This is a genomic window from Marinicella pacifica (assembly GCF_014636635.1).
Classification (GTDB): domain Bacteria; phylum Pseudomonadota; class Gammaproteobacteria; order Xanthomonadales; family Marinicellaceae; genus Marinicella; species Marinicella pacifica.
The window spans coordinates 11,432-24,006 of sequence record NZ_BMEO01000012.1; the positions used below are offsets into that span (position 1 = coordinate 11,432).

The window sequence follows — 12,575 nt, forward strand, 5'->3', positions numbered from 1 at the left end:
ATTATCGTATCTTCAAAGTGGCCAGACCCACCAAAACCAAAATAATCGCGATAATCCAAAAGCGCACAATCACTTTGGGTTCGGCCCAGCCTTTTAATTCAAAATGGTGGTGAATCGGCGCCATTTTAAATATGCGTTTACCGCGCAATTTGAAAGACGCCACCTGTAACATCACCGAAGCGGTTTCCATCACAAACACCCCGGCCATAATAAAAAATACAAATTCCTGTCGGGTGATAAAAGCCACCAGCCCAAGTGCCGCGCCCAGTGCCAAAGCACCGACATCACCCATAAAGACTTGTGCGGGATAGGTGTTGTACCACAAAAACCCCAGCCCTGAGCCAACGATGGCGGCACAGAAAATCGCCAGTTCACCGGCACCGGGCACAAACGGTATAATCAGATAATCACTGATGACGGCGTTGCCCGCCACATAAGCAAAAACACCCAACGCCGAGGCCACCAAAACAGTTGGCATAATCGCCAGACCGTCCAGTCCATCCGTTAAATTCACGGCGTTACTGGCACCCACAATCACAAAATATCCCAGCGGTATCGTTAACCAGCCAAGATGCCAGTTGAAATCAGTGATCATCGGTATCACCAGTTGTTCTCGAATGCTGCTGTCACCCCAAAAATACAGGTACAGCACCGCTGTTAAACCAACCAGAGACTGTAAAGAATATTTATAACGAGCGGCTAAGCCATCAGCATTTTTACGGTGAATTTTTTTAAAATCATCGAGCCAGCCAATCAGACCAAAGCCAACAATAACAAACAATGACAGCCAGATATAGTGATTGCTTAAATCAGCCCATAACAAAGTTACCAGGGCAATAATCACCAGAATCAGACTGCCGCCCATGGTCGGTGTGCCTTGCTTACTTAAATGACTTTCAGGTCCGATTTTTCGCACTTGCTGACCGATTTGTTTGGCCTGTAACCAGGCAATAAAACGTCCGCCAAACATCAGCGACAGGATTAAGGCGGTCAATGCCGCCACCACCGCGCGAAAGGTTAAATAACCAAATATATTCAACCATGAAAAATGCGCTTGTAATTGTTCTGCCAACCAATAAATCATGCCGCCAGTACCCCCAATAAAGCGTCCACCACACGCTCTAATCGCAACCCGCGTGAAGCCTTGATAAGAACACTTTCTTGTCCTGTCAGACAGGCTTTAACATCAGCGATTAGCTGATCACTGTCTTGATAAGCCTGACATTGCGCACCACCAAAACCTGCACATACATTTGATGCCCAATCCCCCAACGCGTAAAGTTGGTCAATGCCGTGGAATTTGGCCTGTTGACCCAGTTGCCGATGGGCGGATTCTGCCTTGTCACCCAATTCCAGCATATCTCCACAAATAAAAATTTTCGGCTTAGGCAAATTTGATAACACCGTTAATGCCGCTTGCATCGATGCCGGATTGGCATTGTAGCTGTCATCAATCAAAATTCCGCCCTGTTTAAAGGTATGCTTTTGTAAACGTCCTGCTTCGGGTTTAAAATGAGCCAAACCCTGTTCAATCAAATCAACCGGAACGCCCAGTTGATCGGCCATTGCCACCACCGCAGTTGCATTCATTAAATTATGATCACCTGCCACCGGCAGCCGCAAGGGTATTGATGCACCAACCGCTAACTGCACTGCAGATTGGCCGTTATCGTCCTTAATAAGCTGATAGTCCGCGCCGGGCTGACTACCATAGCGTACAGATGACGCGGCGGCGGGAATCTGCCAGAAATCATTAAAGTGATCATCGTCATTGATCACAGCCACACCCGCGGCTTTTAAATGTCGGTATATCTCACCTTTGGTTTCGGCAATCGCCTCCAAACTGCCAAAACGACCCACATGGGCGGCACTGATGTTATTAACCAGCGCCATATCAGGCGGTGCTATTTCACACAAATAAGCAATGTCACCGGGCTGACCAGCACCCATTTCCAATATCAGGTACTTGGTATCAGGCTTAAGCGCCAGTACCGTTAAAGGCAAGCCAATTTCATTGTTAAAATTCCCCTGCGTGGCTTGCACCGAACCCTGTCTCTTAAGCACACTGTAAAGCATGTTTTTAACGGTGGTTTTTCCATTAGATCCGGTGATGGCAATCACCGTGGCCTGATTTTGTTGTAACCAGGCGCTGGCCAGCGCTGCCAGCGCTTTTTGCGTATCAGAACAAATAATCTGGGGCACCTGAACATCCACTGGTCGCGCCACCAAAACCGCGATGGCACCTCTTGAGACTGCCTGCTGACAGAAATCCGCACCGTCAAAATTTGCTCCGCTCAAAGCAATAAAAAGCTGTCCTGTCTGAACCTGCCGCGAATCGGTACTGATCCCCTGAATGCGCACATCTTTACCCACCAGACGGGCACTGAGTAATGTCGCGATTTGGTGCAACTGCATTTTAATCATGCCGCCGCCTCCTGCCAGTCCTGCACCACCTGAAAATCATTCATTTCAATAAAATCTTCCCTAATTTGCTGGGTGGTTTCATGGCCTTTGCCGGCAATCAACACCACATCACCGGTCACTGACTGCGCCAAGGCCTGCTCAATGGCGGCTTTGCGGTTATGAATAATCAGCGGCTTTGATGTCATTCCCTTCACGATGTCGGCAGTTATCTCTGTCGCTGATTCAAAACGCGGGTTATCGTCGGTAACGATCACATGGTTCGCCAACTTTTCGGCAATACGGCCCATTTGCGGGCGTTTGCTTTTGTCGCGATCTCCACCACAACCAAACACACACCACAATTCATGTGAGCAGTGAGCTGTCAAAGCGCTGAGCACCTGCGCCAGGGCGTCCGGTGTGTGGGCAAAATCGATGACCACGGTCACCTCTTTATGACTCAGCCGAATGACGTTCATGCGCCCGGGAACCGGCGTCAGTTTTGTCACCGCTTCGCTGATTTGAGTCGGCGTAAAATTCAATTCTGTGAGCACCGCCATCACCGCCAATAGATTATCCACATTAAAGCGTCCCAGCAAAACGCTGTTTACGGCATCGCAGCTTTCGTTGTGGTGCCACTGAAAAGCCAGACCGGCTTGATGAAGCTCAATATTGCGTGCCTGGTGATGATGTTGCACACCCTTAAATGGCTGACCGTAAACACTGACCACCGGTGCCTTGATGCCCGTTTGTAACCATTGCCGGCCGTAACCGTCGTCGCTGTTAATCACCGCATGTCGCAGGTCAAAATCTGTGAACAAACGCTGCTTTGCTTCGGCATAAGCGGCCATGCTGCGATGATAATCGAGGTGGTCCTGGCTGATATGGGTGAATACCGCCGTATCAATGCACAAGTCATTGAGCCTTCCCTGTACCAGTGCATGGGACGAAGCTTCTAAACACACCCAGTCATAACCGGCGTTGACCCATGCCGCCAGGTGCTTTTGTATGTGTAAGGCCGAAGGCGTTGTGTTGGCTAACGGCACAAGGGCATTCAAGTCTCCCGCGCCCAGAGTGCCCATATAAGCCGCTTTTTGTCCCAACTGCGTCAAAGCCTGCACCAGTAACCAAACAGTTGAGGTTTTTCCATTGGTACCGGTGACCGCAACCACTTTGATTTTTCGGCTTGGATTATCATAAAAGGCAGCCGCCAGAGCTCCCAGTTTTTGGCTTAATTGTTTGATTTCATAAATTGGGATATGGGTTGCTTGTCGGTTTAAGTCCTGTGTCAGTGGCATTTCTGCAAAAATCGCCACCGCGCCCTGTTTTTCAGCTTGCTCGGCAAATTCAATACCATGGTGTTGATGACCCGCTAAAGCCACAAACACATGACCGGCCTGAATATCACGGCTGTTAATCGCCAAGCCGGTTACAATCGGGTCCTGATCTGCCGAATCCGTAACACCGACAACCGCCAATAACACAGACAGACGCTTGGCTTCAGCCATGATTCTCCTCCGTGGTTTGCGGTGACTTTTGTTCAGCCGTCAAGGGCGCTTCATCGGCCGGTACGTTTAATAAACGCAAGCCAGTTTTCATCACTTCGGCAAACAAGGGTGCGGCCACCTGACCGCCATAATAGGCTTCTCCCTGGGGACTGTTAATATTCACTGCCACCACCAGACGCGGCCGGCTGACCGGCGAAAACCCCACAAAAGACGCCATGTAATTGTCCGAATAGCCACCGTCTTCAGCAATACGGGCGGTTCCGGTTTTACCGGCAACACTGTATTTGGATAAACCCGCCCGATGTCCTGCATTGTCTGTCACCACATGTGACAGCATTTCAGAAACCGTGGCGGCCATGGCCGGGTCAATAATCGCCCGTTCTTCGTTGAGGCTGTTTTTGATAAAAGTCGGTGCCCGATAACGACCCTTGTTGGCAAACACCGAGTAAGCAGAAGCCAACTGCAAAGTGGTCACCGATAAATTATAACCCCGTGATAAGGCCGCATGATCGACGGTGCGCCAACGGTTGTAAGGTGGCAGATAACCCGCTGATTCACCGATAAAACCACTGCCGGTGGATTGACCAAAACCGAAGCGTTGGTAAACATCCCACAAATGTTCTTTGCCTAAATCAAGCACCAACTTGGCGACCCCGATGTTACTTGATTTAACCAGGATATCCACCAGATTCAGTTCACCATAGTCTCTGAAATCATGAATCACAAAGCCATCCACCTCATAAACGCCCGGTGAAGTATCAATGGTTGAGGTGCGGCTGTATTGACCGCTTTCCAGCGCCGCCACAATGGCAAACGGCTTCATCACCGAACCCGGCTCATAAATATCCGTCACCGCACGGTTGCGCCAACCATTGTTGTCCTCTTTGCTGCCGTTGGGATTAAATGACGGCATGTTGGCCATCGCCAGCACTTCGCCGGTACTGACATCCAGCACCACCACTGAACCTGATTTAGCGCGGTGCTGATAAACCACTTTCTTTAACGCCAGATAAGCGGCGTACTGCAAACGCCGATCAAGACTTAAATACAAATCTTTGCCCGGCTTGGGGGCTTTGATTTCATCCACGTCAATATCGGCCACGGCATGACCCAGCAGGTCTTTGACCACAGTCTTCTTACCTGAAGTACCGGTCAGCCAATTATCATAGGTGCGCTCCAGACCTTCCTGACCCTGATCTTCGACATTGGTAAAACCCACCACATTACCGAGAATTTCTCCGGCAGGATAAAAACGTTTGTATTCTGTTCTGAATTCCACGCCGGGCATATTCAGCGCTCTGACCGCATCGGCCATCATAGGCGTAATCCGACGTTTGATAAACAAAAACTGACGATCGGTGCGACTGGTGATAATTTGTTTGAGCTCTTTTGCATTCAACTGCAAAACCTCTGCCAACTGTTCCACTTTAGAAAACTGATCTATGAGCTGTCCCGGCACAATACCCACCGACGGCATCGCCGTACTTAAGGCCAAAGGCTCACCGTTTCGATCATAAATAGCCCCGCGAGACACCGGCATTTCCACTTCCTTTACATGGCGCATTTCACCCTGTGCCTGATAAAAATCCTTGCCTTTAACCTGTATTGCAAAGGCCCGCACCACCACCACCATAAAACCACACAGCAACAAGGCCATCACCGCCAACATCCGCAATTGGGTTCGACTGATTTGTGCGCCTGATTGTGTCATCGTTTTATGACCATAATATGTTCATCTTCGGGCAATTTCATGCCCAACTCCGTTTTCGCCAAATGTTCAATGCGGCTGTTGCTCACCAGCGTGGACAGCTCAATTTGTAACCGCGCCCACTCACCGTTGATCCGGGTTTTTTCCTGTTCAGCCTGTTGTAAAGTGGCAAAAACTTTTCTGGTTTCATTCTGGCTGTACACATACGCAACCAACACAGACGCCAGTAAAACCGATAAAATCATCGTTATCAGCGACTGCAGGTTCATAAGCGTTCTCCCACCCGCATCACCGCACTGCGGGCTCGGATGTTGTCATCCACTTCATGGGCTTTAACCGCCTGACCAATTATTTTCAGCGTCGCACAGGGCATGTCATCAGGCAACACCGGCATCCGCCGATCCACTCTCACCGGCCGCGCCTGTTGCTTCATAAACCGTTTCACCAGTCGGTCTTCCAGCGAGTGAAAACTGATGACCACCAACCGACCACCTGGATTCAACAAATCCAGCGCCAACGGTAAACTGCGCTCAATTTGACCCAATTCATCATTAACATGAATGCGAATAGCCTGAAAAACCCGTGTCGCAGGATTTTTTTTGGTGAACACTTTATTCACCTCTGCCACCAGATCAGCCAATTGTCCGGTTCGGGTTAGCGGCGTGTCTTGTCTGGTGTCAACAATCTTCTGAGCAATTCTGCGGGCAAATTTTTCTTCGCCATAACGCCAAAACACTTTTCTCATCTCATCCATGTCAGCGGTCGCCAGCCACTGCGCCGCCGTTTCACCCTGACGGTTGTCCATGCGCATATCCAAAGGTCCGTCTTGCTGAAAACTAAAACCCCGCTCAGCCTGATCAATCTGCGGTGATGACACCCCAAAATCAAACAGCACACCGTGATAAGTTCCCGGACTTAGCTGTTCGCTCATGACGGTTTCAAAATCGCCTGAATAAACAGTCACGCGACTGTCCTCAGCTGCCATCTCATGGGCCACTTTCAAGGCCTCAGGGTCCCGATCAATCACATCCAGGCGTCCCTGCCCGGAGAGGTTTTCAAGAATTTTTAAGGCATGACCACCGCGTCCGAATGTGGCATCTAAATAGTGACCATCCGGTTTGACAGCGAGGGATGCTGTGGCTTGCTGCAACAGAACGCTTTGGTGCATTGACTGATCCATCACAACACCAATGACTTCATATCGTCAGAAACGTCTCCGCCCATGGCCGGCACCTGATGCCGTTGTTTATGCAAGGCATCCTCATTCCAAATCTCAAATTTTTTGCCCAAACCCAACATCACAACACGCTTTTCCATCGACGCCACTTGCCGCAAAGTCACCGGCAACAAGATCCGCGAACCTTTATCGGGACTGACATGATAAGCACTACCCACCAACCGCCTTTGCAACGCGCGGTGCATCGGATCAAATGTACTCAAGGCCATCACACTGTCACGCACCTTTTCCCACTCGGCTTGCGGATACAGCCACAGGGAGTCATTTTCATAGGCGTTATAAGTGAGCACCAGGGCATTATCACAGGCGCTGGCAATCGGATCGCGGTACATTGATGGTATCGCTAACCGTCCTTTTGCATCTAAATTAAGCGCCACTTCGCCGTAAAACACTACTTTATCCCACAATTATGTTACTTTTACCCACTTTATTGCACTTTAGGGCGAATTGGGTTTTAAGTCAAGCGGGAAATCACAAAAAATGTTTGATTTTCAGTAAGTTAAAGAATTTTTCACTTTAAGAAGTATTGCTAAGTGATTGATTTAAAAGGATAGAGGCATTGAACTTAATACTGAAGAACCACAATAAATTGCGCCAGGCCGAACAGGCCATGCGCAAAGCACAGTTAAGCATTAAAAAAAACGGGAACATGCAGGCGGTTACCCCACGGTGCGCTGGTCAGCAGCACGCCATGGGGCAACTATCTGACCGGATTACTCCACCACCACATCAATAAAGTATTCTTTTTGACCGTTGACTTTTTTGCTGATCAGGCCATGAACATCGGATTCAAAGCCCGGGAATTGGGCGTTGAAAGCCTGGATGTATTTAAGATAGCCGATGACTTCAGGGGTGAAACGTTCTCCTGGCACCATCAATGGAATGCCCGGCGGATAAGGGGTAATAAGGCCTGCGGTGACGCGACCGTGCAACTGATCCACCGACACCCGTTCAACTTCACCATGGGCCATTTTGTCCCAGGCATCAGCCGGAATCATGGCCGGTTCGATATTGGACAGGTACATGTCTTTGGTGATACGGGCGATGTCATTTTGCTGGTACATGGAGTGAATTTGTTGACACAAGTCATACAATCCAACCCGCTCATAGATCGGGTATTTGGCAACAAATTCCGGCATAATGCGCCACAAAGGCAGATTATTGTCGTAATCGTCCTTAAATTGCTGTAATTCGGTCACCAGTGAATTCCAGCGGCCTTTGGTGATGCCGATATTGAACATAATGAAAAACGAATACAGGCCCGTTTTTTCCACCACAATACCGTGTTCTGACAGGTATTTGGTTAACAGTGTGGCCGGAATACCGGTTTTTTCAAAATGGCCTTTGATGTTCAGACCGGGCGTCACCAGGGTGGCTTTAATCGGATCCAGCATATTAAAACCGTTGGACTGGATGTCAAAGTCATGCCATTCTTCATCGGGATTAATCAGCCAATCGCTTTGCACCGGCACCTCATCCTCGCTGATGTGATCAGGCCCCCATACTTTAAACCACCAGTCATCATCCCCGAATTCGTCATCCACTTTGCGCATGGCTTTTCTGAAATTCAAGGCCTCAACCAAAGACTCTTCCACCAGGGCACGACCGCCGGGTTGCTCCATCATGGCGGCAGCCACATCACAGGAAGCAATGATTGAATATTGCGGACTGGTGGAGGTGTGCATTAAAAAGGACTCGTTAAAACGGTGTCTGTCAAACCCTGAATCCTGAGATTCCTGCACCAGAATCTGCGAAGCTTGCGATAAGCCCGCCAGCAGTTTATGGGTGGACTGGGTAGAAAAAACCGTGGCCTTGTCCGCGCGACTGCGACCGGCGCCACCCATGGCATGCATGTTTTGGTAAAATTCGTGAAACGACGCATGCGGCAACCAGGCCTCATCAAAATGCAGTGTATCCACTGTATCACCCAATAGGGACTTAATCTCTTCGACATTGTATATAACACCGTCATAAGTGCTTTGGGTGAGGGTTAAAATCCGTGGTTTACGGCCTTGAATGCGGTCTGCAAAGGGATGGGCCGCTATTTTTTTCTCGATGTATTGCGGGGTAAATTTTTCTTTCGGAATCGGCCCGATAATGCCGTAATGATTGCGCGTCGGCATCAAAAACACCGGAATGGCACCGGTCATAATAATCGAATGCAAAATCGACTTATGACAATTGCGATCCACCACCACCACATCGCCGGTGGCAACGGTCGAATTCCACACAATCTTATTCGAGGTCGAGGTGCCGTTGGTGACAAAAAACAGGTGATCGGCACTGAATATACGCGCTGCATTTTGCTCACTGTCCGCCACCGGGCCATTGTGGTCCAGTAACTGACCCAGTTCTTCCACCGCATTACAAACATCGGCCCTGAGCATATTTTCACCAAAAAACTGGTGAAACATCTGACCCACCGGACTTTTCAAAAAAGCCACGCCGCCGGAATGTCCGGGGGTATGCCAGGAATACGAACCGTCTTCGGCATAATGCATCAACGCCTTAAAAAACGGCGGCGCCACATGCGACAGGTATTTATTGGCCTCACGGATGATGTGCTTGGCCACAAAATCAGGCGTGTCCTCAAACATATGAATAAACCCATGCAGTTCACGCAGAATGTCATTGGGTATATGCTGGCTGGTTTTGGTCTCTCCATATAAAAATATCGGAATATCCGCATTGCTTTTACGCACCGCTGCAATAAATTGTCTGATTTCCGCGATCGCCTGATCCACTTCCTGCTCGGTGCCCTGACCGATTTCTTCATCGTCAATAGAAATAATAAAACATGACGCCCGACTGGCCTGCTGCGCAAAAGACCTTAGATCCACATAACTGGTATAACCCACCACCTCAACCCCATTGTCCGTGATGGCCTCGGCCAAATTACGGATACCGGAACCCGACACATTTTCAGAGCGAAAATCTTCATCAATCACGACAATGGGAAAATCAAATCGTTTAGTCATAACAGTTTAAGGATTAAAAGCCATTTATTATCGCTGGTTTAAAGCCACTGTCAACTCTTCCGTTTTCAGCCATAAAAAAACCCACGGTTTTTAAATACCGTGGGTTTTGTCGGTTGGCTTAATGATCACTCAAAACCATTCATAAAAATCAAGTCCACAAAACTGCATTGAGTGGGTGCAGTGACTGATATGTTGTCAATATACCAACCCTCATCTCCCACAGAGCCATCACAGGACATGCGCCATCTGAACTGAACAGTTTCACCGACAAAATCATCCATGGAAACTTCAACTTGCTGCCAGCCGGCACTGTCTCCTGTCCAGGCATTCCGTCCATTCATGGGGCCGCCGCGCAGTGAGGCCACGTAACCATTTTGAACAAATCGATTACTGTTGGCCGGCACAGATCCGCCATTGCCGGCTAAAATATCATGCCAGGTGGAACCACCGTCTGTGGAATATTCCAGCGCACCCCCATCCCATGTGGATTCGGTGTTGTAGTTTTGTTGGAATTTCAATGCGTATCCGACACTTGTGATGTTAACGGCTTGATCGAGTAGCAACAATTGATCTTTGGTTTTATTTTCATCTTCAACAAACCATGAATTCGGCGCTGAATAGACCGTTGTGGTATTGACTTCCCAGGGTGAAGTATTGCCGTTACCGGGACCCGGTGCCGTGCTCCAATTGGCCGTGCCTGAATCAAGATTATCTGTAAACAGAACATTATCAGGCCCTGTGGCGGCCACGGCCAAATCGGCCAAGCCGGTATTTTCATTCCCGACGGCGCAAACACCTGATCCATTGGCACTGTTGTCTTCGGCTTGAACGTTATAGTAGAAGGTTTGACCCGAGGTCATGCCGCTGTCAGTAAAGGACGTACCGGTTTCACAGGATGAAATTAAGTTCCCGGGTGCCGGGGTGAAATCCTCAACAACGGATCGATAAACATTATAAACCACATCATTTCCACAATTGGCTGTGGCTTGTGACCAATCCAACTGCACTGAGCAGTACCCTGCTTTGAGGTTAGTGGCTTGTTGCACACCACTGAATGAGGGCGGCAAAGTACATACACCGGTGGCCGTGGCATCCGCGCAATTTGAAAACATGGAACGACATGCTTCAACACTGTCATAGGTTTTGATCTGATAAGAATAATCTGAACCACCGGAAACATCTGTATCCACATACGTTGTGCCACTTACCCCAGCGGCTATCAGCTCATAACTGGCGCTGCCACACCCGCCCAAACCTCGATAGACATCGTACTGGAACGGACCACCGGCCGGTGCTGTCCAACTGACGTCAATTTGGTTGCTACCATTGGCCACGGCATTGACATTGGTTGGTTCAGCCGGTGCATTACACACCGCACCATTAGGCAAATTGGCACCAAGATCAGCAATCACCAGTTCGATGGGAATACCTCGATTGGGATCATCTCCACCACCACCCGTGTCACAAAAATTAGTACCACGACAATGGTGCAACGCCACTATTTTATGATCGCTGTAAGCCACCACAGGTGAGCCTGAAGAGCCGCCTTGGGTGTCTAACCAATAACCAATATCCGGACCGGGTCCGCTACACCCAGCTTCATTAACGCTGTTGACCTGACCTAAGCCATTGTTGTTATTCACATCATCCGGATAGCTGGAACTAAACGCCACCCGCTTGCCCCAACCTGCAGGATGCTGGGGAATATATATCTGTTCATTGAGAACCGCACCTGTGGCCCTTAATTGCATATAGCCATAAGTCACAGGTAAATTATTCACTGTACTGTTGGGCAATAATAAAGCATAGTCATAAGGTTCACTGTTTTGTACCAAAGTGGGGCCGGTGGCTTCAATAATACCGGGGCAACCGAGTGCGGAGCCACAATTGGTGGCACAATCAGGCCCTTCCGCCATCAATTCAAGGGTCAGATTATTGGCCTCATTTTGATCAGCCACACAATGCTCATTGGTCAAAATATGCCCTTCATCACCCACAATCCAGCCGGTACAATGGGCATTTCCATTTTTTAAAATTCGCACAACCGCGCGGGCTTTGTCATAAACCTCGGGCTCAGAATTCATAAAACACTTGGCTTCTTGGGTATCGTCTGCTGTACAAACAGCTTCCGTGTCATAACCCATTTCAGCCCGGGTATAGCCGCGGGCAAACTGATCGATGGCCACACCTTTGCCACCTGAAGCTGAATTGACATATAATTCAATGATGGCTTTATTGCCATGAATCGGAATACCCCAAAAACCTTCTTTTACACCCAGACCATTAATGCCCTGATTGCGGTAAGTCCATTTTCTCGTACCATCGGGTGAACGCAATACCACATAATCATCCGGACCCAGGTCCATCAAACTGAAGCGTGGAGCGATATAAGTGGCAGTGGGGTAATGAATGACTTCTGACCACACCAGGGTGTTGGCACCTCTACTGGCACCTGGGTAAGGTGATGGTGAGGCAAAGCTGTTATATACATATTCACCGACAATGGCGGCTTCGTTGGCCGCTGATTGACTCGGAAATGTTTTCAGTTTTGTTTGATCCGATAGTATTGAATGACTGTTTTGAGGTGTTTCTAATATTTTTAATTGCGCAAAGCTTAATGAAGTTAACGCAAGTAATGTACAGAAGATAAGTTTTTTCATGCTGAACAAGCTCCCTTATTTATAAATTATGTGAGACCCGTTTATCATTGTTTTTGCTACCATTAGCAGGTCTCCACCAAAAAG

Annotated in this window: 9 protein-coding genes; all 9 read right to left on the reverse strand. The window is 48.9% G+C overall.

Annotated features, from left to right (window positions below; genetic code table 11):
- Position 1 precedes the first annotated feature (1 nt).
- The 9 genes from mraY to IEV16_RS11290 all read right to left on the reverse strand — a co-directional run bounded on the left by mraY (position 2) and on the right by IEV16_RS11290 (position 12,491).
- Entirely contained in the window at positions 2-1,084 is a 1,083-nt protein-coding gene (mraY, locus tag IEV16_RS11250; protein ID WP_188365814.1) for a phospho-N-acetylmuramoyl-pentapeptide-transferase, read from the reverse strand.
- Complete coding sequence (locus IEV16_RS11255; protein WP_188365815.1) at positions 1,081-2,424, reverse strand: UDP-N-acetylmuramoyl-tripeptide--D-alanyl-D-alanine ligase; 1,344 nt, start codon at positions 2,422-2,424, stop codon at positions 1,081-1,083. Before IEV16_RS11255 ends, mraY begins: the two co-directional genes overlap by 4 nt.
- Complete coding sequence (locus IEV16_RS11260) at positions 2,421-3,908, reverse strand: UDP-N-acetylmuramoyl-L-alanyl-D-glutamate--2,6-diaminopimelate ligase (protein WP_188365816.1); 1,488 nt, start codon at positions 3,906-3,908, stop codon at positions 2,421-2,423. Before IEV16_RS11260 ends, IEV16_RS11255 begins: the two co-directional genes overlap by 4 nt.
- Positions 3,901-5,619 carry a peptidoglycan D,D-transpeptidase FtsI family protein gene (locus tag IEV16_RS11265; protein WP_188365817.1) on the reverse strand — a complete coding sequence of 573 codons (1,719 nt, stop codon included), beginning with the start codon at positions 5,617-5,619 and terminating at the stop codon, positions 3,901-3,903. Before IEV16_RS11265 ends, IEV16_RS11260 begins: the two co-directional genes overlap by 8 nt.
- Positions 5,616-5,885 (reverse strand): cell division protein FtsL, encoded by a 270-nt coding sequence (gene ftsL, locus IEV16_RS11270; protein WP_188365818.1) that lies wholly within the window; start codon positions 5,883-5,885, stop codon positions 5,616-5,618. The genes IEV16_RS11265 and ftsL overlap by 4 nt, the downstream gene beginning before the upstream one ends.
- The gene (rsmH, locus tag IEV16_RS11275; RefSeq protein WP_229728337.1) at positions 5,882-6,784 is read right to left on the reverse strand and encodes a 16S rRNA (cytosine(1402)-N(4))-methyltransferase RsmH; all 903 of its coding nucleotides are present in this window, start codon (positions 6,782-6,784) and stop codon (positions 5,882-5,884) included. Before rsmH ends, ftsL begins: the two co-directional genes overlap by 4 nt.
- Positions 6,785-6,795: 11 nt before the next feature.
- The gene (gene mraZ, locus IEV16_RS11280; protein ID WP_229728338.1) at positions 6,796-7,260 is read right to left on the reverse strand and encodes a division/cell wall cluster transcriptional repressor MraZ; all 465 of its coding nucleotides are present in this window, start codon (positions 7,258-7,260) and stop codon (positions 6,796-6,798) included.
- 306 nt (positions 7,261-7,566) lie between these two features.
- Positions 7,567-9,831 carry an arginine/lysine/ornithine decarboxylase gene (locus IEV16_RS11285; protein WP_188365820.1) on the reverse strand — a complete coding sequence of 755 codons (2,265 nt, stop codon included), beginning with the start codon at positions 9,829-9,831 and terminating at the stop codon, positions 7,567-7,569.
- Positions 9,832-9,956: 125 nt separating this feature from the next.
- Positions 9,957-12,491 carry a trypsin-like peptidase domain-containing protein gene (locus tag IEV16_RS11290; RefSeq protein WP_188365821.1) on the reverse strand — a complete coding sequence of 845 codons (2,535 nt, stop codon included), beginning with the start codon at positions 12,489-12,491 and terminating at the stop codon, positions 9,957-9,959.
- Positions 12,492-12,575: the final 84 nt, after the last annotated feature.

Coding starts and splice junctions, on each gene's coding strand:
- mraY (WP_188365814.1), bottom strand. CDS start 1,084: ATGATTTATTGGTTGGCAGAACAATTACAAGCGCATTTTTCATGGTTG.
- IEV16_RS11255 (WP_188365815.1), bottom strand. CDS start 2,424: ATGATTAAAATGCAGTTGCACCAAATCGCGACATTACTCAGTGCCCGT.
- IEV16_RS11260 (WP_188365816.1), bottom strand. CDS start 3,908: ATGGCTGAAGCCAAGCGTCTGTCTGTGTTATTGGCGGTTGTCGGTGTT.
- IEV16_RS11265 (WP_188365817.1), bottom strand. CDS start 5,619: ATGACACAATCAGGCGCACAAATCAGTCGAACCCAATTGCGGATGTTG.
- ftsL (WP_188365818.1), bottom strand. CDS start 5,885: ATGAACCTGCAGTCGCTGATAACGATGATTTTATCGGTTTTACTGGCG.
- rsmH (WP_229728337.1), bottom strand. CDS start 6,784: ATGCACCAAAGCGTTCTGTTGCAGCAAGCCACAGCATCCCTCGCTGTC.
- IEV16_RS11285 (WP_188365820.1), bottom strand. CDS start 9,831: ATGACTAAACGATTTGATTTTCCCATTGTCGTGATTGATGAAGATTTT.
- IEV16_RS11290 (WP_188365821.1), bottom strand. CDS start 12,491: ATGAAAAAACTTATCTTCTGTACATTACTTGCGTTAACTTCATTAAGC.